General features: G+C 51.1%; 19 protein-coding genes and 1 pseudogene. 12 read left to right on the top strand and 8 right to left on the bottom strand.

The window, feature by feature from the left end; translation table 11 throughout:
* Positions 1–21: 21 nt before the first annotated feature.
* The 12 genes and pseudogenes from G477_RS20985 to G477_RS19620 all read left to right on the top strand — a co-directional run.
* Positions 22–177 (top strand): annotated as a pseudogene (locus tag G477_RS20985) (helix-turn-helix domain-containing protein); the annotation flags it as partial.
* Between the two features lie 135 nt (positions 178–312).
* Complete coding sequence (locus G477_RS0112835) at positions 313–1002, top strand: DUF2225 domain-containing protein (RefSeq protein WP_026698291.1); 690 nt, start codon at positions 313–315, stop codon at positions 1000–1002.
* Positions 1003–1020: 18 nt separating this feature from the next.
* Positions 1021–1485, top strand: a complete 465-nt coding sequence (locus tag G477_RS0112830; RefSeq protein WP_026698290.1) for a chemotaxis protein CheX — start codon at positions 1021–1023, stop codon at positions 1483–1485.
* 391 nt (positions 1486–1876) lie between these two features.
* Positions 1877–2029: a hypothetical protein gene (locus G477_RS21240; RefSeq protein ID WP_156897352.1), complete on the top strand. Its 153-nt coding sequence runs from the start codon at positions 1877–1879 to the stop codon at positions 2027–2029.
* 102 nt (positions 2030–2131) lie between these two features.
* The gene (locus G477_RS0112825; RefSeq protein ID WP_026698289.1) at positions 2132–3667 is read left to right on the top strand and encodes a bifunctional GNAT family N-acetyltransferase/carbon-nitrogen hydrolase family protein; all 1536 of its coding nucleotides are present in this window, start codon (positions 2132–2134) and stop codon (positions 3665–3667) included.
* A 154-nt stretch (positions 3668–3821) separates the two neighbouring features.
* Positions 3822–4808 carry an aldose epimerase family protein gene (locus G477_RS0112820; RefSeq protein ID WP_026698288.1) on the top strand — a complete coding sequence of 329 codons (987 nt, stop codon included), beginning with the start codon at positions 3822–3824 and terminating at the stop codon, positions 4806–4808.
* Positions 4809–4820: 12 nt separating this feature from the next.
* Complete coding sequence (locus tag G477_RS0112815; protein ID WP_026698287.1) at positions 4821–5372, top strand: glycerol-3-phosphate responsive antiterminator; 552 nt, start codon at positions 4821–4823, stop codon at positions 5370–5372.
* Between the two features lie 169 nt (positions 5373–5541).
* Positions 5542–6390: an MIP/aquaporin family protein gene (locus G477_RS0112810; RefSeq protein WP_026698286.1), complete on the top strand. Its 849-nt coding sequence runs from the start codon at positions 5542–5544 to the stop codon at positions 6388–6390.
* A 108-nt stretch (positions 6391–6498) separates the two neighbouring features.
* Complete coding sequence (gene glpK, locus G477_RS0112805; RefSeq protein ID WP_026698285.1) at positions 6499–7995, top strand: glycerol kinase GlpK; 1497 nt, start codon at positions 6499–6501, stop codon at positions 7993–7995.
* 248 nt (positions 7996–8243) lie between these two features.
* Positions 8244–9905: a glycerol-3-phosphate dehydrogenase/oxidase gene (locus tag G477_RS0112800; RefSeq protein ID WP_026698284.1), complete on the top strand. Its 1662-nt coding sequence runs from the start codon at positions 8244–8246 to the stop codon at positions 9903–9905.
* An 81-nt stretch (positions 9906–9986) separates the two neighbouring features.
* Complete coding sequence (locus G477_RS0112795) at positions 9987–11720, top strand: phospho-sugar mutase (RefSeq protein WP_026698283.1); 1734 nt, start codon at positions 9987–9989, stop codon at positions 11718–11720.
* A gap of 210 nt (positions 11721–11930) precedes the next feature.
* Positions 11931–12110 carry an aspartyl-phosphate phosphatase Spo0E family protein gene (locus G477_RS19620; RefSeq protein WP_035212024.1) on the top strand — a complete coding sequence of 60 codons (180 nt, stop codon included), beginning with the start codon at positions 11931–11933 and terminating at the stop codon, positions 12108–12110.
* A gap of 182 nt (positions 12111–12292) precedes the next feature.
* Here G477_RS19620 and G477_RS0112785 read toward each other — a convergent pair whose 3' ends face one another.
* The 8 genes from G477_RS0112785 to G477_RS0112740 all read right to left on the bottom strand — a co-directional run bounded on the left by G477_RS0112785 (position 12293) and on the right by G477_RS0112740 (position 22591).
* Positions 12293–12997: a P-II family nitrogen regulator gene (locus G477_RS0112785; RefSeq protein WP_026698282.1), complete on the bottom strand. Its 705-nt coding sequence runs from the start codon at positions 12995–12997 to the stop codon at positions 12293–12295.
* Positions 12994–13725: a DUF1538 domain-containing protein gene (locus tag G477_RS0112780; protein WP_026698281.1), complete on the bottom strand. Its 732-nt coding sequence runs from the start codon at positions 13723–13725 to the stop codon at positions 12994–12996. The genes G477_RS0112785 and G477_RS0112780 overlap by 4 nt, the downstream gene beginning before the upstream one ends.
* On the bottom strand, positions 13722–14414 hold the full coding sequence (locus G477_RS0112775; protein WP_026698280.1) for a DUF1538 domain-containing protein: 693 nt from the start codon (positions 14412–14414) through the stop codon (positions 13722–13724). Before G477_RS0112775 ends, G477_RS0112780 begins: the two co-directional genes overlap by 4 nt.
* A 620-nt stretch (positions 14415–15034) precedes the next feature.
* Complete coding sequence (locus G477_RS0112765; RefSeq protein WP_026698279.1) at positions 15035–16579, bottom strand: peptide chain release factor 3; 1545 nt, start codon at positions 16577–16579, stop codon at positions 15035–15037.
* A gap of 1266 nt (positions 16580–17845) precedes the next feature.
* Positions 17846–18430, bottom strand: coding sequence for a 3-isopropylmalate dehydratase small subunit (leuD, locus tag G477_RS0112755; RefSeq protein WP_026698277.1), 585 nt, complete (start codon positions 18428–18430; stop codon positions 17846–17848).
* Positions 18431–18450: 20 nt separating this feature from the next.
* Entirely contained in the window at positions 18451–19866 is a 1416-nt protein-coding gene (leuC, locus tag G477_RS0112750; RefSeq protein ID WP_026698276.1) for a 3-isopropylmalate dehydratase large subunit, read from the bottom strand.
* Between the two features lie 13 nt (positions 19867–19879).
* Positions 19880–20986 carry a 3-isopropylmalate dehydrogenase gene (gene leuB / locus G477_RS0112745; protein WP_026698275.1) on the bottom strand — a complete coding sequence of 369 codons (1107 nt, stop codon included), beginning with the start codon at positions 20984–20986 and terminating at the stop codon, positions 19880–19882.
* 60 nt (positions 20987–21046) lie between these two features.
* Complete coding sequence (locus G477_RS0112740) at positions 21047–22591, bottom strand: 2-isopropylmalate synthase (RefSeq protein WP_026698274.1); 1545 nt, start codon at positions 22589–22591, stop codon at positions 21047–21049.
* Positions 22592–22728: the final 137 nt, after the last annotated feature.

Genomic DNA, 22728 nt, shown 5'->3' with positions numbered 1-22728 from the left:
TTCTGGCGCGCTGTTTTTATGATGTTTAGGCGGGTCGTTCACAAAGCCGACAAATTCCGTATCTACCCGAATCGAACCCAGCGAACACTAATCCACAAAAGCCTCGGTTGTTCTAGTTTTGTGTTCAATCATTTTCTTGCGAAATGGAATGACGCCTACACGACGACTGGCAAAGGATGAACGTATAGCACCAGTTCTTCGCAGCTTCCGACACTGAAAAAAGAAGCAGAAAGAGAAGAAAAGCTTTTCTTCCTCAGTTAAGTCCTTTATACTAGGTATAGTTATGAATCTGTACATAGAAAGGGGTAAACCATGTCAAAAGATATCCCTCCTTTGTATGAAAAAACCATCACATGTCCTATGTGCAGCAATGTATACACGACGCTGAAACTGAGAAGCCGTTTTATTCGAGTGGAATCGAGTGCGAATGATTTTTATAAAACGTATAAAGATCCTGCTCACAATCCGCTGCTTTATGAGGTGAACGTGTGTGATGCATGCGGGTGTGCCTATATGGACAGTTTTCATCTTGGATTTCATGCAGATCACCGGGAACGATTTGCCGAAAAAGTCACAGCCGCCTGGAACCCCAGGTCTTTAGGCGGGAAGCGCAGCTATGATCAGGCAGCATCGGCCTTGAAACTAGCTCTGCTTACCGCAGAATTAACAGAACAAAAATACGTTGTCCAGGCAGGCCTCGCGTTAAAATTATCCTGGCTGTACCGGACAATGGAGAAAGAGAACGATCAGGATCGCTTCCGCAGGCGCGCATGCCGCATGTACGAGCAGTCCCTGTATAATGGCGATTTCCAAGACAGAGAGATGTCGGAAATGACGCTGCGCTATCTGCTGGGAGAACTGTACCGACAGGAAGGTGACAAGGAAGAGGCCGGCAGACACTTCTCTGCGGTCATTCAGCATAAACAGAAGGCACTGGAACCACAGATTGAAGCCATGGCCAGAGAGCAGTGGTACGACATGCGTCATCAGACGACTAAGTAGAGCAGGAGTGAGAAGGTCATGAAAGCAGCACACATCAATGCAGTATGCAGAGCAGCGAGAAACATCATGGTAGATCATTTTAAAGTCGATGTAGAACCGGACAAGCCCTATACTGGGAAATCAGCTGTGCCTTCCAATGATGTGTCGGTCGTCCTCGGTGTCAGTGGCGAACTGACCGGCCAGATTATCTGTTCTGTAAATAATGGAACGGCGAAAAACATCGTAGGAACCATGATGGGCGGGATGGAAGTGAAGGAGATGGACGATATGGGCTGGAGCGCGATACAGGAGTTCGGAAACTGGGTGGCCGGGTCTACGGCAACCGAATTGTCGAAAGAATCCTGTATCATCGACGTAACGCCGCCTGTCGTAAACGAAGGAAGCTCCCGCTTTCATTCCTCTAAAACCTTCATCACCGTTCCGATGAAATCATCGATCGGCAGTCTCGATGTGCACATTTCGCTGGAGAGCGCTACATCGTAAGACACCCATTCCGGTAAAAGAAGGGGAAAACGGCTCCTGTCCGCTTTAATATGCGGGCCGGAAGACGGCTGCTATTGTTCTCCGCACAGCAGACCTGCTGCATACCTCGTCTCCAGGAACAGGCAGAGGCTTCGTTTCGCTTCGGCAGAGACAGGACATGCACGTTTTGACTGTTACCAGCAGAAAAGCCCTTTCGCCGCACCGCATACCAGATCGTCATCCTCTCTTCAGCTGAATCCGCGAAAGAGAGGATTTTTCAGCTGTTAAGAACGTATAGGTGCTCAGCGGGGAAGATCGGGTTGCGCGCTGCCTGGGAAGTGCGAAAATACCTTTCTTCCCTCACCAAGCATGCGGCATCCGCCGTTCCGACCAAAAAAGGCGCCCCACGCTTTTGGTTGATAGAACAGATGGTGGCACCCGTCATGTCAAGGTGCCGCACTGCCTGCTTTACGGAGGAACGAGGCGCCCCTGGTTCTCCTTCTGGAGCTCCCTGCAGGAGAACTACTTCATCTCCTCTGCCTGCAGCTACGTCACGTTCAGCTGACGAGCGGTTCCATGCCGGTTGGGCCCGGCCGCAGAATGGTCGTGCGTTTGCTGCTCCTGAGCGTTATGATAGAATGAAGCAGTCAGGAGAGGAGTGACCTACATGACATCATCGGATATGTCGAAATACGAAAAGAAAATTATTGTTCGAAACATTGAATACAGGGATATAGACGATATTATTGCGCTCTCCATGCGCAGTTTCCCCAATATGGAACCCTGGACGAAGCAGCATTTGATCAGTCACCTGGAGATTTTCCCGGAAGGACAGTTCTGCGTGGAACTCGACGGAGAAATCGTCGGTTCGTGTTCCAGCCTGATGATCAATTTTGATGAGTATGATGATCAGCATACGTGGGACGAAATTACCGATGAAGGATACATCACCAACCATGATCCGGAAGGGTATAACCTGTACGGCATTGAGGTTGCTGTTCATCCGGACTACCGCCGGATGAAGATCGGCAGACGTTTGTACGAAGCGAGGAAAGAACTCGCGCGGGAGCGGAATCTAAAATCGATCATCATCGGCGGCCGTATACCGAACTACCGGCGTTATTCAGAAGAGATGGCCCCACGCCAGTATGTAGAAGAAGTGACCAACCATAATATTTTTGATCCCGTTCTCACTTTTCAGATCATGAACGGTTTTACGCTGAAGCGGATTAACCGTAATTATCTATCGGATGACACCGCCTCCATGAAATACGCTACGCTGATGGAATGGAATAACGTAGATTATCGTCCGACGACAAAGCGGCATTTCAAAACAGCGTTTCCTGTCCGGATCTGTGCGATTCAGTATATGATGAAAAAAATCGACTCGTTCGATGAATTCGCGCAGCAGTGTGAATATTATGCCAATGTCGGTGCGAGCTATCAGTCTGATTTCGTTGTTTTTCCGGAGATTTTCACCACGCAGCTTCTTTCTTTTATCGATGAAAAAAGTCCATCGAGAGCGATTAGAAGGCTGACTGATTTTACCGATGACTACATCAGTCTATTCACTGACCTGGCAATCAAGTACAATGTGAATATTATCGGCGGCTCCCATTTTGTTGAAGAAGAAGGAGATATTTATAATATCGCTTATCTTTTCCGTCGCGATGGAACCATTGAACGTCAGTACAAAATTCACATTACGCCGAACGAGAAAAAATTCTGGGGCATCCAGGGAGGGGACCGTGTTGAGGTGTTCGACACGGACTGTGGACGAATTGCGATACAGATCTGCTACGACATGGAATTCCCTGAACTTGGACGGATAGCTACAGAAAAAGGAGCAAACATCATTTTCACGCCGTTCTGTACCGACGACCGCCAGGGATACCTGCGCGTGCGCTACTGTGCCCAGGCCCGCGCCATTGAGAACCAGGTATACACGATGATTGCCGGAACGGTCGGCAACATGACCCACGTGGAAAATATGGACATCCAGTATGCCCAGTCCGGTATTTTCACTCCTTCTGACTTTGCTTTTCCGCGTGACGGCATCGTCGGGGAATGTAATCCGAATATTGAAACGGTGGTTGTCGGCGATGTGGATCTCGAGCTGCTTCGCCGATCGCGGAAATCCGGCAACGTCACCCAGTGGCGCGACCGGCGACCGGACTTGTACGAAGTGCAGTACGACTGCTGATAAACCGCAGAGAGCGGTTTATCAATCTTGAAGTCCCGTTCTTTCGGCCGCTGGAATGTCTGTGTCTTCCGGCGGCCGAAAAGCTGGGCAGAGGGCCTTGCAGACACCGGAGGACAGCTGTTGATAACCTATTATTCAGGAGAGGAGCCTACCATTGACGAAGCAAATCCAAGTATCCGAATTAGAAGAGTTTACTGTGAAGAATGACGCCGGTATGACGCTGACGGTGCTGAACTTCGGCGCCGTGGTAACAGGTGTTTACCTGCCGGGAGTGGAAGAGAACATGGTGCTCCGCTTTGACGACCTGCACACGTACGTAGAAAATCCCGGCTACCTCGGTGCTGTCATCGGGCGGACAGCAGGACGGACGGAAGGCGCCGCTTTTGAACTGGATGAAAAGACATACGAGCTTGCTGCAAATGACGGGAAAAACCACCTGCATGGCGGAGAAAAAGGGTTTGCCCATTCCTTTTTCGATATCGAAACCGAGGGCAGCTCGGTTATCTGCCGTCTGCACAGTCCAGATGGAGAAGACGGGTATCCAGGGAATGTGGACGTGACGGTGACCTACCACCTAACTGCGGATAATGAACTGCAGATCTTTTATGATGCCGAAACCGATTCCGTGACGCCGCTGAATTTGACCAACCACGCCTACTTCTGTCTTGGATCCACTTCAGTAGAAAACATGCAGTTCCAGCTTCATGCGCATTCGTACGGGGTGTTGAAAGAAGGATCGATTCCTGCTTACTATGAGCATCTCGACGAGGATCCATTGTTTGATTTCCGCGAGAAGAAAAAGATGGGCGATGCATTTGATCAAACGCATGCGCAGGTGCAGATGGCCGGCGGCGGTATCGATCACCCGTTCGTACTCCAGGATGGGAACCCTGCGGCTGTTCTCTATAATCCGGAGAATCAGGTGTCGATGAGCGTCCGGACGGACCAGCCTGCAGTCGTCGTGTATACGGCGAATCAGATGGGAGGGGGAGACGGCGTTACTGTTAACGGCCGGGAGCCCCGCCCATATGCAGCGGTGTGTCTGGAAACCCAGCACGTGCCGAATGAAACGGAGCAGATTCTGCTTCATCCTGATGAAAAGTGGCGGAGTATGACTGCCTATGCCTTTCATCAATCCTAAGGGGGAACCGGGATGTTCAACACGAGTATTCTACCGGCCGTAAGAGACTTAAAAGATATCGATAAGGCCGTGAAAAATAACAGTGAATTTGTCGTTCTGCTGAACACACATATCGGCCAGTTGAAAAGCCTTGTCCGAATGCTGAAAAAAGAAAACAAAAAAGTGCTGCTGCACGCAGATCTCGTGCAGGGATTGAAAAGCGACGAATTCGGCGCCCAGTTCCTCTCGCAGGATATTAAACCGCATGGGTTGATTTCTACGAGACGCAACGTGCTGTTGACGGCAAAAAAACATGATCTTATCACGATCCAGCGGCTGTTTATCCTCGATTCGCAGGCGCTTGAGTCGAGCTACCAGATGATGAAACAGATTCAGCCGGATTGTATAGAAGTCCTTCCCGGGATCATTCCCCACATTATTGAGGAAGTGATTGAACAGTCGAATACGCCGGTGATTGCCGGTGGATTGATCCGCGATCCGGAAGAAGTCCGCCGGGCGCTTGCCTGCGGTGCTGCCGCAGTCACAACGTCCAGAAAAGAATTGTGGGAAAATAACGAATTATAAAAAATCGTTGACAACGCTTTCATATGGTGGTTTAATAAAGACAAGTTAATAATTTATTCATGGAGACAAGGAGCCCAATGAATATTTACTCATCCGATTACGATACTGGTATGGGTTAATTTCATTGGGCTTTTTTTGTATCCAAATTCAATCAAGGAGGAGATGGGAAATGTCGCCGTTCTGGGGAGAAGTCATTGGTACCATGATTCTGATTATTTTTGGTGCAGGTGTCGTCGCTGGGGTTGTCCTTCGTGAATCAAAGGCAAATGCTGGTGGGTGGATTGTTATCACAGTCGGGTGGGGTCTTGGGGTAGCCATGGCGATTTATGCAGTTGGTAACATCAGCGGCGCACACATTAATCCGGCCGTAACCGTTGGACTTGCCCTTTATGGTGACTTTGCCTGGTCACAGGTACCGGTCTACATTATCGGTCAGGTTGTTGGAGCGATGATTGGTGCCGCACTTATCTTTTTCCAGTATTCGGCGCATTTCAACGCGACAGAAGACCCTGGAGCCAAGCTGGGCGTTTTTGCGACAGGACCGGCGATCCGCCATACCCCGTCGAACGTGTTCAGCGAAGTACTGGGAACATTCGTCCTCGTACTCGGGATTCTCTTCATCGGCGCGAATCAGTTCACGGAAGGCCTGAACCCGATGATCGTCGGTCTGCTCATCGTGGCGATTGGTCTCTCGCTCGGCGGCACTACAGGGTACGCCATCAATCCTGCCCGTGACTTCGGTCCAAGATTGATGCATGCGCTGCTTCCGATCAAAGGGAAAGGGTCCTCGGAATGGGGATATTCCTGGATTCCTATTGCCGGACCGATTATCGGCGGCGGCCTCGGCGCGCTTTTCTACGGCGCTGTCTTTGAAGGCGTTATCAGCCCCTTCCTTTACGTGTTCGCCGCACTGTTTGCAGGACTTATGGTATTGGCGTTCATGATTGAAAAGAAACATCTGGAAACCCAGGAAAAGCGTTTTGTTTACCAGAACCCTCCACAGGGTAAAAAAGCGTGACGGCTGTGGGAGCGCTTCATGCGCTCCCGCTGTCCGGATGCAGCAGGGTAAGACAAAGAGAAAAAAGCCGTTCTGCGGCTCTTATCAGACAAAGGAGGAGATGAGAATATGGCTAAAAACTACATTCTTGCACTGGACCAGGGGACGACAAGCTCGAGGGCGATTCTATTTAACAAAGCAGGTGAAATCGTCGATACAGCTCAAAAGGAATTTAAGCAGTACTTTCCAAAGCCGAGCTGGGTGGAGCATAACGCCAACGAAATCTGGTCATCGATCTTGGGCGTCATGGCGGAAGTCATCATGAATCAGGGCATTGAAGCCAGTGAGATTTCAGCGATCGGTATCACGAACCAGCGGGAAACAACCGTGGTGTGGGACAAACATACCGGCCGTCCGGTTTACAATGCGCTGGTATGGCAGTCGCGCCAGACAGACGGCATCTGCCAGGATCTGCGGGAGAAAGGATACAACGATCTTTTCCGCGACAAGACAGGCCTTCTCATCGATGCCTATTTTTCCGGTACGAAAGTAAAGTGGATTCTCGATAATGTGGATGGTGCCCGTGAAAAAGCCGAGAACGGCGATCTTCTTTTCGGAACGATCGATACATGGCTTATTTGGAAGATGTCGGGAGGCAAAGCACACGTCACGGACTATTCCAACGCGTCCCGCTCCCTGATGTATAACATCTATGATCTGAAGTGGGATGAGGAACTGTTGGATATTCTTGGTGTGCCGGCATCGATGCTGCCGGAAGTAAAGCCTTCTTCTGAAGTATACGCCCACACGGTTGATTATCACTTCTTCGGGGAAGAAATCCCGATCGCCGGTGCTGCAGGGGACCAGCAGGCCGCTCTGTTCGGCCAGACGTGTTTCGAAAAGGGACTTGCGAAGAACACGTACGGCACAGGCTGCTTTATGCTGATGAACACCGGTGAAGAGCCGGTGAAATCGACGCACGGGCTGCTGACAACGATTGCCTGGGGACTTGACGGTAAAGTCGAGTATGCACTGGAAGGCAGTATCTTCGTAGCAGGTTCAGCTGTTCAATGGCTGCGTGACGGTCTCCGCCTGATCGAATCAGCTCCGGAAACAGAAGCACTGGCAAGTTCGGTATCGTCGACGGACGGTGTCTATGTTGTACCGGCGTTTGTCGGACTGGGAACACCGTACTGGGATAGTGATGTCCGTGGCGCTGTATTCGGCATTACACGCGGGACAGAGAAAGAACATTTTGTCCGAGCGACGCTGGAATCCCTTGCTTACCAGACACGAGATGTTCTCGATGCTATGGAAGCAGACTCCGGCATCGAATTAAAGAAACTCCGTGTTGATGGAGGGGCAGTAGCCAACGACTTCCTCATGCAGTTCCAGAGTGATATTCTCGGCAACGAAGTGGACCGCCCACAGGTGCAGGAGACAACAGCGCTTGGTGCAGCATACCTGGCCGGACTCGCCGTGGGATTCTGGGAGAGCAGAGAAGAAGTAGCAAAGCAGTGGAGTGTTGAAAAATCCTTCCATCCGAACATGGCTGATGAAGAAAGAAAAGATCTGTACGACGGATGGAAGACAGCTGTTCATGCGACGATGGCATTCAAGCGGTAGGAAAAAAGGCGCTCGGGCGCCTTTGTCTTCAGACTGAATTGTGTTACAATGGTATTAAATTAATGATCGGTCTGGAGATGATGAGAGACCGCAGCTCAAAGAGCACGCCATTCGTGTGCCTTCAGCTGCGGTCTCTTTTTTTATCCGGCTGAAGGTCATCCCTTCTCTTTATGCATAACGTATCAGGAGAAAGGGTAGAGAAATAAGAGGAAGAGCAACGTCATTATGCAGAGAAAGGATGTTGGAGCATGGCAAAACCATTTTCCGGATTACAGCGAGAAGTTTATTTGAAGAACATGAGTCAACAGGAACTGGATGTCCTCGTCATTGGAGGAGGTATCACCGGCGCAGGCATTGCACTTGATGCTGCTTCCAGAGGATTGAAGACCGGACTGGTGGAAATGCAGGACTACGCTGCAGGCACGTCCAGCCGATCCACGAAGCTTGTACACGGGGGACTGCGGTACCTGAAGCAGCTGGAATTTAAAATCGTGAAAGAAACAGGGCAGGAACGTGCGATTGTTTATGAGAACGCACCGCACGTAACGAAGCCGGAATGGATGCTTCTGCCGATTGTCAAAGGCGGAACGTACGGCAAGCTCGCAACGTCTGTCGGTCTGAAAACGTACGATACGCTGGCTGGAGTGAGACGAAGCGAAAAGCGTAAAATGCTGAACAAGCAGGAGACCATGGAAAAGGAACCGCTTCTCCGGGAAGATGGCTTGAAGGGTGGCGGCTATTACGTCGAGTACAAAACGGATGATGCCCGCCTGACGCTGGAAATTTTAAAAGAGGCAGTAAATAGAGATGTGCAGGCCGTCAACTATGCGAAAGCGGAAAACCTGCTTTACGAAGACGGGAAAGTAATCGGGGCTCGTATCCAGGACCGCCGTACCGGGGAAATGCACGATATCCGAGCGAAGCACGTCGTCAACGCAGCTGGACCATGGGTCGATGACCTGCGGGAAAAAGATAAGTCGAAGCAGGGGAAGTACCTTTACTTGACCAAAGGGGTTCACATCGTCTTTGATCAGGCGAAATTCCCGTTGAAGCAGGCTGTTTACTTTGATACCGATGACGGCCGCATGGTATTTGCGATTCCTCGGGACAATAAAACGTACGTCGGCACAACAGACACTCATTACATGGGCGAGATTTCGACGCCGAGAATGACAGAAGCAGACCTCGATTATCTGGTGCGGGCTTCCAATCATATGTTCCCGACTATGAAGATCAAGCGTGAAGACGTCGAATCGAGTTGGACTGGGCTGCGTCCGCTGATCCATGAAGAGGGCAAAAGCGCTTCGGAAATCTCCCGTAAAGACGAAACGTTCGTGTCCGATTCCGGTCTGATTTCCATTGCAGGAGGAAAGCTGACAGGTTACCGAAAAATGGCAGAACGTATCGTCGACCGCATCGTGAAAGAGGAGGGCATCAAGAAGAAGTGCACGACCAACAAAATCGTCCTCTCCGGCGGCGATGTCGGTGGATCAGACGCACTGCCTTCCTTCGTGCAGCGGGCTTCTGAATACGGCGTCCGTCTCGGACTGACCGTAGAGCAGTCCGAGCGCCTTGCCAACCACTACGGATCCAACGTATACCGTATTTTTGAGATTCTGGAGACCCAGGGGGAAGAGGCCAAAAACTATGGACTGCCGGCCGGACTTTATGCCGCTCTCGTGTATGGTATCGAAGAAGAAATGGTGTATGCTCCGATTGATTTCTTTAACAGACGCTCGAGCATGCTGTTCTTCGACATCCACGGCGTGCAGCAGAACAAAGACGGCGTCCTGAAATATATGAAGCATCGTTTCGGCTGGACGCAGCAGGAACTGGATGAGCATATCAGCGTACTCGAAGAGGAGCTGTACTACTCCAGCCATCCGGTGGAAACGAAAGAAAAAAATTAACAGAATTCCTTTACGAAAGAGCCGTGTTTCCGTATAACTTAAAGTAGAAAGGAAAAAAGTTTACTGGAAGGGGTTCTGCATATGGCGTGGGAAAAGGAAGCAAAAAGATGGGAGCAGTATGATCAGCTGGAGGAAAACATCCGTGAGGAGCTGACCCTTCTGCAGAATCAGCCCGTACTGATGGAGGACAGTTTTTACAAAACGCTCGAATTCGGTACAGGGGGCATGCGCGGAGAAATCGGTCCCGGTACTAACCGCATGAACATCTACACGATCCGTAAGGCAGCGAAGGGACTTGCTGACTATGTTATTGCCCAGGGACATGGAGCAGCAGAAGCTGGTGTTGTCATTTCCTACGATAACCGTCGCATGTCCAAAGCGTTTGCGCTGGAAGCAGCCTGTACGCTCGGAGCCTGCGGCGTCAAAAGCTATGTATTCAAAAAGCTGCGGCCGACTCCGGTTCTCTCCTTTGCCGTACGTGAACTAAACACAGCAGCCGGCGTGATGATCACGGCCAGTCACAACCCGCCGGAGTACAATGGATTTAAAGCGTATGGGGACGATGGAGCCCAGATGATACCGGAAGACGCCGACCGCCTGATCAGCATGGTGGATGCGGTCGAAGATGAACTGACGGTCGAGACCGCAGAGGCAGCAAAACTGGAAGCGGAAGGACTGCTGCACTGGGTGCTGGAAGACATTGACGATGCGTATGCCAAACAGCTGCAAAAAGTGATCACCGACCGGTCGCTGATCAAAGAATACGGCGCGTCCATGCCGATTGTTTTTACACCACTGCATGGAACAGCGAAAGATCCGATGGAACGAGGACTTCGCGAAGCCGGCTTTGAACAGGTCTTCACCGTACCGGAGCAGGCAGAGGAAGACAGTGAATTTCCGACGGTCGCCTCGCCGAACCCGGAAGAACCAGCTGCTTTCGAACTTGCCATGGAACTTGGCAGAGAGAAAGATGCCGATCTGCTGATCGCAACCGATCCAGACGCCGACCGAATCGGACTCGTTGTGAAAGATAATCATGGTTCCTACACCGTGCTGTCCGGGAACCAGACCGGAGCCCTGCTGCTCCACTATCTTCTTATGAAGAAAAAAGAAGCAGGTATCCTGCCGGACAATGGGATTTCGATCAAAACAATCGTGACATCCGAGCTCGGAAGAACCATTGCGGAATCGTTCGGTATCACGTCTATGGATGTATTGACCGGATTTAAATTCATTGGTGAAAAAATACGTCAGTTTGAAGAAGACGGGTCTCACACCTTTTTGTTTGGTTATGAAGAGAGCTACGGGTATTTGATTGAGCCATTCGCACGAGATAAGGATGCTATTCAGCCCGGGCTGCTTGCTGCAGAGATGGCAGCTTATTACCGTTCCCGGGGACAGACCTTGTACGAAGGACTGCTGGAGCTTTACGATACGTACGGATGGTACTATGAAGATCTCGCATCTTATACGTTCAAAGGGAAAGAGGGAGCTGAGAAGATCCAGCGCATGATGAATGTGTTCCGCGACAACGTGCTTCAAGGGGAACTTCCGGGGGATGTCGCTTTTGTCGAAGACTATCAGCGTCGAACAAGAACATTCATGGACGGGAGAGCGGATGAAGCAATAGCGCTTCCTCCATCGAATGTCCTCAAAATGTTTCTGCGGGATGGCTCCTGGTACTGCCTGCGCCCTTCCGGCACGGAACCAAAGATTAAAATATACTTCGGCGTGCAGGATCAAACTGCTGACAAAGCGGCTGAAAAGCTGAAACTCGTCAAAGAGCAGGTAATCGAACGCGTCAATCAATTATAGAGGTACAGCCCGCAGCAGAGCTGCTGGAGCCCGTCTCATCAGTCCGAGGCGGGCTCCTCGTCTATCTCAGGTTCTGTCATTGACCGGCATGCACCTCGTATGACAAATTGTCATTATTTTGATGTCTCCATTACCTGGTAATTATGAAAAGAAATATGGTATGATACGCTTATTACAGTACGATCCTGGTGAGGGAAAAGGTGAGGAATCATGAGGCGGACCAATCATATATCAGAAGAATTGGAATCCAAGCGCAGAAAGATGATGGAGTATGCGCAGAAGTATGGCTTTACTTCAAACGAAGCGGTCCGCCTCTCTCAGGAGCTGGATCAGCTGATGAATGTAGACTACCGCCGGAAGCGGAAGCAGAGTGGGAAGGTCATGAGCTGATTGGCAGCCGGCGCTGCCATCCGTCATCCATCTGCAGCTATCCCAGCGGAGAGTGCTGATTGTGCAGGGGGAGGTACGTATCACCCAAAGAGGGCAGCAGCTGTCACACGATAGAGAAGGGCCGTCTCGATCATCCGAGACGGCCCTTGTTGTATGCTGCGTGTTCGCAAGGCTGGTGGGTGCTATTCCTGCTTCTCTTCTTCCAGCAGGTGGTGAATCCCGACGGTTTCCTCTACCGGCAGCACAAACGAGATGCCGCGTCCGGGTTCATTAATGTGGGCGTCTTCTTCAATCGCTTTTAATACATCCCGCGTTTTCTCCCGCTTGATCAACGTTAAAACGACATCTTTTTCCGGTTCGATTTGAATAGAGAATAATTTCGCTTTTTCATGAATACCGGAGCCGCGCCCGTTCATGACCGTGCCGCCTTCTGCACCGCCTCTATTCGAAGCATCGATGACCTTGCCTGCGTCTCCTTTGTTCACAATCGTAATGATTAAATCGAATCCTCGGTGGGACAGGTTATCTGTCATGTCTTCCAGCACCTCCTCATTTTCTTCATACGTCATATGAGCTATGCCGATGGTCTTTTTGATATCGATGATGAAACCGATGCCCATGCCGGGTTCGTGCAGTCGGGCTCGATTCTGTACTTGTACAAGAAGTCCGGGGAGAATGTCCTCCGGAACGAGATTCAGAACGAGTTCTTTCTCGTGAAGGGCGTCGATCCCGAATATTTTTTTCTTCTCATGAATCCCGACACCGGATCCGAGCAGAATTGTACCACCTTCTGACCCGGCGTCTTTTGCCGCTTTCATCACTTTTTTAGCGCGGCCTTTTTTTACAATCGTCACAACCAGTTTATGATCCCTGCGAAGCTGTTTCACGCGTCCATCCGCTCCTTTCTCTGAAAAATCAAGCCGAGTATGAGTACTGCCAGTATGGGCGTCAATGCGACAAGAGCGATCATCCCGAACCCATCGAGCAGCGGATCTCTGCCTTCAGTGACGGAAGCGACACCGACATTGATAGCCATAATGAAGGTGACGGTCATTGGACCTGTAGCTACACCCCCGGCATCAAAAGCGATGGAAATAAACCGGTCGCTGGAGATGAAGACAAGCGCAAAAGCGAGAATATATCCTGGAAGAATCAGGTACCAAAGAGGAAAACCTGCCGTGATCCGGAATAAAGACAGGGCAATAGCCCCTCCGACACCGAGAGAAAGCGTAATGAGCATGACGTTTTTGGAGATCGAGCCGGCCGTCACTTTTTCGACCTCGTGATTGAGGATGCGGATTGCGGGCTCAGCAAAGGTTGCTACGAGTCCGAATAAAAAACCGAGGGCGGGCAGCATGATCATCGTGTTTTCCCTTTCACCAAGTATTTCTCCGATGGCTTCGCCTGCCGGGAAGAAACCGACTTCCACTCCCTGGAGAAAAAGGACCAGCCCCGCAAAAGTGAAAAGCAGGCCGACAAAAATGTTGAGCAGCTTCTCTTTTTCCAGTTTTAGAAAAAAGAACTGAAATACGAGAAAAAACAAGAGCAGCGGAATGACGGCCATAGCCACTTCATAAATGACATGACCAATATCTTCTGTCATGATCCCAATCATCCGTAAATCACCCCCAGCACCATCACGGCCAGAATCGGACCAATGGAGGCAAGGGCAACGAGCCCGAATCCATCACTCGTAGAGGATTTCCCCCGGAGGACAGAGGCTACGCCTACGCCGAGAGCGAGAATAAACGGCACCGTCATCGGACCGGTGGTTACACCGCCGGCGTCAAACGAGATGGGAACATAGTTAGCCGGTGTCACCAGTGCCATCAGAAAGACGAGCGAATAGCCGCCGACAAGCAGGTACTTCAACGGTATATTAAACACCGTCCTTGCCATGGCGGTCAACACGAAAAATCCAACACCGAGAGCTACGGAGTAAATCAGCACGAGATTGGAAATATCTCCTCCGGAAACATCGTCAATCTGAGAGGCGAGCACCCTGACATCCGGTTCTGCAATGGTCACGACGACACCGAGCACAAAACCGGTTCCTAGAATCAGCCACACTTTTTTCGTTTTCGGCAGGGCGGATCCGATCATCTCTCCAATAGGGAGCAGGCCGATATGTACCCCGACGAGAAAGAGAAAAAGGCCGAATCCAACCATGATGACGCCGATAATAAAGCGGAGAAAGATGTCCGGCGGCAGTCCAATCAGCGTATATTGAAGAATGATGATCACCACTGCAAGAGGAAGGATCGCCATGACCACTTCTTTCAATTGTTCTATCACATCGCGCAACCGAATCCCTCCTTTATTTCTTCGTACTACCTTCTCCTATTCCTTCCTTTTTCCTGCTGAAAACCACCATCCGTAGAAAATCTCTCAGAAAATATAGGCTGAAATGCTTTTAAAATATCTGAATATTTTGTACAATAGAGAAAACAGCTTGAAAGGAGGATCACATGGCCATATTATACGTGTGCAGAGACTGCCAGGGAAGAGGGAGGCGGAAGCGCAGCGGGTTAGTGAAAGGCTGGTCGGTAAAATGCCGGTCATGTGATGGAACAGGAAAAAAGAAGCACCCGCCGTTGACCGTCAAACCAGTATCGTAGAAGGTCCTGTCGTCAGTACAGCCGTTTTCCGCCTCTGATGACCTGTCATGTACGCAGCGTCTGCGTCCTTATCCGATAGCATGAGATCTCTCTATGCAAAAAACACGCCGGAACGAAGTCCGGCGTGTTTTTTGCATAGATAAAGATGTTTCCGTTCTCATTGAGAGAGGGGACGGCTTCCTCTGCTGAAAGGAACGAAAACAGCATCTGCGCTTTCCTTGAGGACCCGGATGTCCAACGCCGTTCCGGCCATAAGGTCCTCCGTGGCTGCGGGTTGGCGGGATCGAGCCGGATGCAGGCGGATGCTTATTCGATAATGTCCCATCCTGTAGCCAGCTTGACGTCCGGATGTTTATCCTGGAACCAGCGCAGAGCAAAGTCGTTTTCAAAGAGAATGACCGGCCGCTTCTGCTGGTCATGGACAAGCATTTTTCTGCTGTCGGTCATGTTGTCTCCGACGTTTCCTTCTACAACCCATCGGGCCAATTCATGGGTCATATGCTGGAATTCAAGGTCAACATGATATTCGTTTTTCATCCGGTGTTCAAACACTTGGAACTGGAGTTCTCCAACCGCCCCGACAATATAGTCTTCGAAGTAAGGGGTTTTATACAGTTGAATGGTACCTTCCTGTACGAGCTGATCCATCCCTTTATGGTACTGCTTGTGCTTCAGCGCATTCTTGGCTGTCACTTTTGCGAATTTCTCTGGTGGGAACTGCGGCATTTCTTCATACTGCACGAGTTCGCTTCCCGTACAGAGTGTATCACCGACTTGGAAGCTTCCGGAATCATACAGACCGACGATATCACCTGGTTTTGCTGATTCAACAGTCTCCCGGTCCGAGGCAAAGAAGGAGGAGGACTGATTCAGCTTTAATTTTTTGCCGGTTCGGCTCAGCTTCACTTCCATCCCGCGGTCGAACTGCCCGGAGCATACCCGCAGAAAAGCGATACGGTCGCGGTGGTTCGGGTTCATGTTTGCCTGGATTTTAAAGATAAAGCCAGTGAATTTGTCGGATCCCGGTTCAATGAATTCTCCGGAAGCACGGCGCGGCTGTGGATCTGCAGCCAGGTTAACGAAATGATCCAGAAAGGACTGCACGCCGAAGTTGGCGAGAGCACTTCCGAAAAAGACAGGGGTTTGTTCACCACGATGAACTTTGTCACGGGAGAATGTATTGCCTGCTTCGGATAGGAGCATCACTTCCTCGTCCAGCGTCTCTCTTTCATAATCCTCCAGCGAAACTGCCTGGTCGATTGGTACGACGGTGCGGGTATCCGCCTCTTCGTTGAATTCTTCCAGCGTTTGATCCTGAAGGCTGTATATACCTTTGAGTCGTTTTCCGGTGCCGACAGGCCAGTTCATCGGCACTGTTTCCATCTCCAGGGTTTCTTCTATTTCTTCCAGCAGATCCAGCGGCTCCCGGCCTTCGCGGTCCAGTTTATTGATGAAGGTCAAAATGGGAATGCCGCGCATCCGGCAGACCTTAAACAGTTTCATCGTCTGCGCCTCAATTCCTTTTACGGAATCGATGACCATCACCGCCGTGTCCACTGCGGTTAACGTACGGTACGTATCCTCACTGAAGTCCTGGTGTCCGGGTGTATCAAGAATATTGATCTGTGTCTCATCATAATGAAGCTGCATCACACTCGAGGTTACAGAGATGCCGCGCTGTTTCTCAATTTCCATCCAGTCGGATGTGGCATACTTGCCGGACTTCTTTCCCTTTACCGTTCCTGCGCTGCGGATGCCGCCGCCGAGCAGCAGCACTTTCTCCGTCAGGGTTGTCTTACCTGCGTCCGGGTGGGAAATGATCGCAAAAGTCTTACGTGGGAGGTTCTCCATCCTGCATCCTTCTTTCTATTCAGTCCGTTTTTGTTCAACACCTCATTATACTAGATAGAGGAGGGAGTGAAAAGAGGGCGGAAGTGGATGGATGCAGAGCGGTTCAGCTGCTGAGGAACTTTCCATATAGATCAGCATCACTGCAGGTAGGCGGTCCAATCATCGGATTGGCATAACGAGACGATTCCTGCTGTGCTCCATGAAATGAGGGTCAGTCCCTGATTGCTCCAGCTGAACCTGAAGGTGTTCTTTTTTGCAGGAGAGGAAAGGGTAACATGTGAATGTGTGGCTGCACAGGCGTGCCGGGCGTTAGAGTCTGTTCCGGAGCAGCCGTCGCTGCAGAGCAGAACCGGAGAACAAGGACGAAAGTGTTCGATGGACGAAGAACAAGCTGTAGATGGTGCTTCTCTGCTGTTTCTCATTAGCCTGCCGCCCAGAAGAAGGATCTTCAGCGGGCACCTGCGGCAACGATACCTGGTTCTCATTCACATGTTGAACAGGCTCAGGAATGCTCAGACGTTTTTCAAAGGGCGCACTTAGGATTCTCTTTAAAAAGAAGGCTTTGTTATCGTTTATTGTTGATAATGACAGAAAACGCCGCTGCAACTCGGCAGGCTTGCCGTGGAGGAAATCTCCAGCTTCCTCGGTCTTACGCCCTGCGGGATCTTCCGATCTCCTTCTTCCACAGGTGTCCGCCGGTCTTCGCTGCGTCCTTCTGAAAGAAACTTTTATTAAACGGAGCAAGCCCAGGCTATTTTTCGAGACGCCTGCGGATAAAGAAAGCGTGAAGATCCTTCCGGACGTAAGGGAGGGAGAGCGGAAGGATGTCTCCGCGGCAAGCGAAGAAAAAAGAGCCGCAGGCGTACTTTTGTTATAACAACACTAGGCTTTAACAAAGCCAAAAAGAAAAACAAAACGAAACCTTTTCAGTAGGGAAGGGCGGCGACGCCAGAGGGATCAAGCGCCGTCCGAACATCCTCCTCGCAACGCGAGGAGAGTGGAGGGCAGCGCCCCTTAGCAAGCGTCCGCCTGAAACGGAAGAAAAGATGCTACGGAAATGCACCTTAACACCAACATGTATTTTAGAACCCGATACCTTTGGCTGACGCTTGTCTCGGGAAGCAATCAGCACTGAATACGAAAGGCCCTCACCCAATAGTGGGGAGGGCCTCTTTCCTCTTGTGATAAGAATCTCCGTCCAAGGAATAGAGATACCGGCAGCGCTGCGGAAGTGAAACGAGGTTCACTCAGTGAGTCAAGACTCGATCAGCCGCGGGCTGCTTCGAATTGGCTTATTTTATCTTCATGCGTCAGCGTCACGGATATCTCATCCCATCCGTTCAGCAGCATCTCTCTCATATACGAAGTGATATCGAAGGACGCTTCAAATCCTTGGTTATCGTATACACGCTGTGCTTCAAGATCCGCAGTCAGGTGATAGGAACTGCTCTCGGCTGCTGTCATAATGGCTTCTACTTCTTCCTGCTTCAGGGCAATCGGGAGAATGCCGTTTTTGGAACAGTTGTTGTAAAAGATATCGGCGAAGCTTGGAGCAATGATGACGCGGAAGCCGAAATCCTGCAGGGCCCACGGGGCATGCTCACGCGAAGAGCCGCAGCCGAAATTCTCACCTGCTACAAGAATAGAAGCCGCTTCGTAGACAGGATTGTTCAGCGAAAAGTCTTCTCTCGGCGTGCCGTCATCGTGAAAACGCCAGTTGTAAAAGAGAAATTGACCGAAGCCCTGGCGTTCGATACGTTTCAGAAACTGCTTAGGAATGATCTGATCGGTATCAATATTGGATCTGTTTATCGGGTATACCAGGCCTTCATGCTGTTGAATTGGTTCCATGCGTGTCCATCCTCCTGTTCTTATACCGGCGTCTGTTGAAATTTACGAACATCGGTGAATCGCCCCTCCACGGCTGCGGCTGCAGCCATTTCCGGTGCTACGAGGTGAGTGCGTGCGCCATTTCCCTGGCGTCCCTCGAAATTGCGGTTCGATGTGGATGCACATCGTTCTCCGGGCGGCACCACATCATCGTTCATGGCGAGACACATGCTGCAGCCGGCTTCCCGCCATTCAAATCCTGCGTCCGTGAAAATTTTATCGATGCCTTTTTCTTCCGCCTGCTGTTTCACTGTCTGTGAACCAGGTACAACTAGAGCCCTGACGTCTTCGTGGACCTGCTGCCCTCTGATTACTTCTGCGGCACGTTCAAGGTCACTCAGACGTGAGTTTGTACAGGAGCCGATAAACACATGCTGGATCGGCACCGAGGTAATCGCCTGACCTGCTTCGAGCCCCATGTAGTCGAGTGCGCGCTCAATCTCTTCCCGTTCGGCATCGGTTTCTGCCTGGGCGGGGGAAGGGACGGTTCCGCTGACAGGAAGGCACATGCCGGGGTTGATCCCCCATGTCACCTGAGGCTCCACTTCTTCAGCGTCAATGGACACCACGGCATCGTAAGCAGCACCGTCATCTGTGGCCAGGGCCTTCCAGGAGGCGGCCGCTTCCTCAAAGGCCGCTCCTTCTGGAGCATGGCGGCGTCCTCTCAGAAATTCGACGGTTGTATCGTCCGGGCTGATGAGTCCTGCCCGTGCGCCTGCTTCAATGGACATGTTGCAGATCGTCATCCGTTCTTCCATGGTCAGGTTTTCGATCGCTTCTCCGGTGAATTCCAGCACATAACCGGTGCCGAAGCGGACACCGAATTTACCGATGATGGCAAGAATCAGGTCTTTCGCTGTTACGGAAGGGGAGAGGCGTCCGTTTACTTTGACATTCATGGTTTTCGGTCGTGCCTGCCAGATCGACTGAGCTGCCAGCACATGTTCCACTTCACTCGTGCCGATACCAAAGGCAAGAGCACCGAACGCACCGTGCGTGGACGTATGACTGTCTCCACATACGATGGTTTTACCAGGCTGCGTCAGCCCGAGCTGCGGGCCGATGACGTGGACGATGCCCTGGTCCGGGTGGTTGATATCCGCAAGTGGAATGTCGAACTCCTGACAGTTGTCATAAAGCGTCTCCATCTGCTTGCGTGATACCGGATCACTGATAAAATGTCTGGCAATGGTCGGTACGTTATGATCCATCGTGGCAAACGTGCGATCCGGACGGCGCACCTTTCTGTTCTTCATACGCAGGCCTTCAAAAGCCTGCGGCGAAGTCACTTCGTGGACCAGGTGCAGATCGATATACAACAGGTCCGGCTTGTTTTCTTCCTGATGGATCACGTGCGTGTCCCATATTTTCTCTACGATTGTCTGCGGTCTGCCCACGTCTGATTCCTCCTTACACGTAACAATTCATGATGTTGGTCGTTGTACTGTCGGCTTTCATTAAATCAATGATGCGTTCCGTTAATTCTTTCGTATTGACTACCTGACCGTCAGGTATATTGACATCAGCGGTGTGATAGCCTTGTTCGACAGCCTGCGAAACAGCAGATTCGATCCGCTGGGCCTCCTGGTCCATACCGAAGGAGTGGCGCAGCATCAGCGCTGTGGACAGGATAGAAGCAATCGGATTTGCTTTCCCCTGTCCCGCGATATCGGGTGCAGACCCGTGTACCGGCTCATACAGTCCGAATGCTTCCTCGTTGAGGCTCGCGGAAGGGAGCATGCCGAGTGAGCCAGTGATGACGGATGCTTCGTCCGAGAGAATATCTCCGAACATGTTTTCCGTTACGATGACATCAAAATGCGATGGGTTGGTGATGAGCTTCATCGCCGCTGCATCCACCAGTTCATGCTCAACAGTGACATCCGGATACTCCGACTTCATCTCCTCTACAATTTCGCGCCAGAGGCGGCTGGACTCCAGCACGTTCGCTTTATCCACAGAAGTGAGATGACCCCGGCGCAGGCGGGCGGCTTCAAAACCGCGGCGGACAATCCGCTCGATTTCATGCCGGTCGTACGCAAGCGTATCGACGACAGAATTCCCGTTGTTACGCCGTTCTTTCGGTTCTCCGAAATACAGTCCACCGGTCAGTTCGCGGATGATCATGAAATCACTGTTCTGTACGACTTCCTCTTTGAGCGGGGAAGCATGTAGAAGGCTGGAGAACCCTTTGACCGGACGGAGATTTGCAAACAGCTCCAGATTTTTGCGGATATCAAGCAGGCCGCGCTCCGGTCGGAGATGGGCTGGATTCTGGTCCCATTTTGGACCGCCGACCGCTCCGAGAAAGACAGCATCTGCTGCTTTGCAGGCTTCCGTAGTAGACGCTGGAAGCGGACTTCCATGATTATCGACAGCGGTGCCGCCGATGGGTTGTTCTTCGAACGTAAAACGATGGGAAAATTCTTCTGCTACGGCTTCCAGTACCTGCTGTGCCGATGCAGTAACTTCAGGTCCGATACCGTCACCAGGCATCATCACAATATGTTTTTTCATACGATTTCCTCCTTCGTGATATGCACCGGCGGCGGGGGGAGGACCCTCAGCTTGTGAGGATCAGGATGAAACTCCCTGTGCCTGTACCGGTGCCTGATAATAAAAACCTCGGTTTACAGCGTTTAAAAATGCTTTGACGGCAGCTTCCAGGACGTCCTGAGAAGAGCCGCGTCCATTGAATTCCGTTCCATCTACGGTCAGCTTCACGTGGGATTGTGCAAGGGCATCCCGGCCGCTTCCGATGGAGTTCAGCTGAAAGTCCGTAATATGCACATCTTCCTCAATCATGGAATCCAGCGTATTGAACAGTGCTTCAACAGCCCCTTGGCCTTCGGCAGATTCTTCGATTTCCGTGCCGTCCGGTTTCGTCAGCTGTACAGTGGCTGTCGGAACCTGGGCGGAACCGTATTCTACTTGGAATCCACTGAGTTCGTATTTTTTCACGTCTACGGTCTGTGTCTGAATTTCTGTCAGAATTGTAAAGAGGTCATCGTCTGTGACTTCCTTTTTTCGATCCGTCAGTTTTTTGAATTCCGTGAACGCTTCGAGCAGCTTTTCTTCGCTCAGTTCATAACCGAGGTTCTGCAGCTTATCTTTAAAGGCATGTTTTCCGGAATGTTTCCCCATCACCAGGTTATTCGACTGGACGCCGACCATTTCAGGCGTAATGATTTCATACGTCTGGGCGTTTTTCAGTACGCCGTCCTGATGGATGCCGGATTCATGAGCGAAGGCGTTCTGGCCGACAACGGCTTTGTTCCTTGGAACGTGCATGCCGGTCAGCTTACTGACAAGATCGCTGGTACGTTTAATTTCTTTCAGCACGAGGCCGGTGCGACCTTCATAGACATCTTCCCGGATTTTCAGCGCGACGGCGAGTTCTTCGAGGGCCGCGTTGCCTGCTCTTTCTCCGATGCCGTTGATTGTTCCTTCGATTTGGGTCGCGCCGTTTTCCACTGCTGCAATCGAGTTTGCAAGAGCCATGCCCAGGTCGTCATGGCAGTGAGCAGAAAGATCCGCTTTTTCAATATTCGGAACATTTTCCTTAATATACTTGAACATGCGGCCGTATTCCTGCGGCGTCGTGTACCCGACCGTATCCGGCAGGTTGATGACAGTGGCACCGGCATCGATCACCTTTTCAATAATCTGGGTAAGAAAATCCCAGTCGGAGCGGGACGCATCTTCAGCGGACCATTCGATCTTATCAAACTTGGTTTTCGCGTACGTGACCATTTCCACTGCTTTCTCTATTACCTGAACCTGTGTTTTTAACAGTTTGTACTCCATGTGGATCGGGGAGGTGGCAATGAAGACGTGAATTCTCGGGTCTGCTCCGTCTTTCAACGCTTCATAGGCGGTGTCGATATCCGACTTTACCGCACGAGCGAGCCCGGTAACAGAGCAGCTTCGAATCGTATTGGCAATTTCCCTGACGCTCTCAAAATCACCCTGGGAGGAGGCAGGGAAACCTGCCTCCATGACATCTACACCGAGTCGTTCCAGCTGCTTGGCGATCTCCAGCTTTTCCGGCAGGTTCAGGTTGACGCCGGGCGACTGTTCGCCGTCGCGCAGGGTAGTATCGAAAATCTTAACGTGAGCCATTGTTGACCACATCCTTTTTCTTTTGGGATTGCTTGACGAATGCACGTCTGTTGATTAACCAAAATTTAGGTTTGATAAATAGCCCTTGGTTCTCCGTTCATACAACCAGGTGGCCAGGGCGCTTTTCCATTCTAAAG

This window comes from Alkalicoccus chagannorensis DSM 18086, from assembly GCF_000429725.1.
GTDB classification, from domain to species: domain Bacteria; phylum Bacillota; class Bacilli; order Bacillales; family Salisediminibacteriaceae; genus Alkalicoccus; species Alkalicoccus chagannorensis.
Note: the sequence above shows the minus strand (reverse complement) of the source record. Positions and strands in the feature narration are given on the sequence as shown.

Coding starts and splice junctions, on each gene's coding strand:
- G477_RS0112800 (WP_026698284.1), top strand. CDS start 8,244: ATGGCAAAACCATTTTCCGGATTACAGCGAGAAGTTTATTTGAAGAAC.
- leuB (WP_026698275.1), bottom strand. CDS start 20,986: ATGAAAAAACATATTGTGATGATGCCTGGTGACGGTATCGGACCTGAA.
- leuD (WP_026698277.1), bottom strand. CDS start 18,430: ATGGAACCAATTCAACAGCATGAAGGCCTGGTATACCCGATAAACAGA.
- G477_RS0112830 (WP_026698290.1), top strand. CDS start 1,021: ATGAAAGCAGCACACATCAATGCAGTATGCAGAGCAGCGAGAAACATC.
- glpK (WP_026698285.1), top strand. CDS start 6,499: ATGGCTAAAAACTACATTCTTGCACTGGACCAGGGGACGACAAGCTCG.
- G477_RS19620 (WP_035212024.1), top strand. CDS start 11,931: ATGAGGCGGACCAATCATATATCAGAAGAATTGGAATCCAAGCGCAGA.
- G477_RS0112835 (WP_026698291.1), top strand. CDS start 313: ATGTCAAAAGATATCCCTCCTTTGTATGAAAAAACCATCACATGTCCT.
- G477_RS0112740 (WP_026698274.1), bottom strand. CDS start 22,591: ATGGCTCACGTTAAGATTTTCGATACTACCCTGCGCGACGGCGAACAG.
- G477_RS0112795 (WP_026698283.1), top strand. CDS start 9,987: ATGGCGTGGGAAAAGGAAGCAAAAAGATGGGAGCAGTATGATCAGCTG.
- G477_RS0112810 (WP_026698286.1), top strand. CDS start 5,542: ATGTCGCCGTTCTGGGGAGAAGTCATTGGTACCATGATTCTGATTATT.
- G477_RS0112765 (WP_026698279.1), bottom strand. CDS start 16,579: ATGGAGAACCTCCCACGTAAGACTTTTGCGATCATTTCCCACCCGGAC.
- G477_RS0112825 (WP_026698289.1), top strand. CDS start 2,132: ATGACATCATCGGATATGTCGAAATACGAAAAGAAAATTATTGTTCGA.
- G477_RS0112815 (WP_026698287.1), top strand. CDS start 4,821: ATGTTCAACACGAGTATTCTACCGGCCGTAAGAGACTTAAAAGATATC.
- G477_RS0112780 (WP_026698281.1), bottom strand. CDS start 13,725: ATGATTGGGATCATGACAGAAGATATTGGTCATGTCATTTATGAAGTG.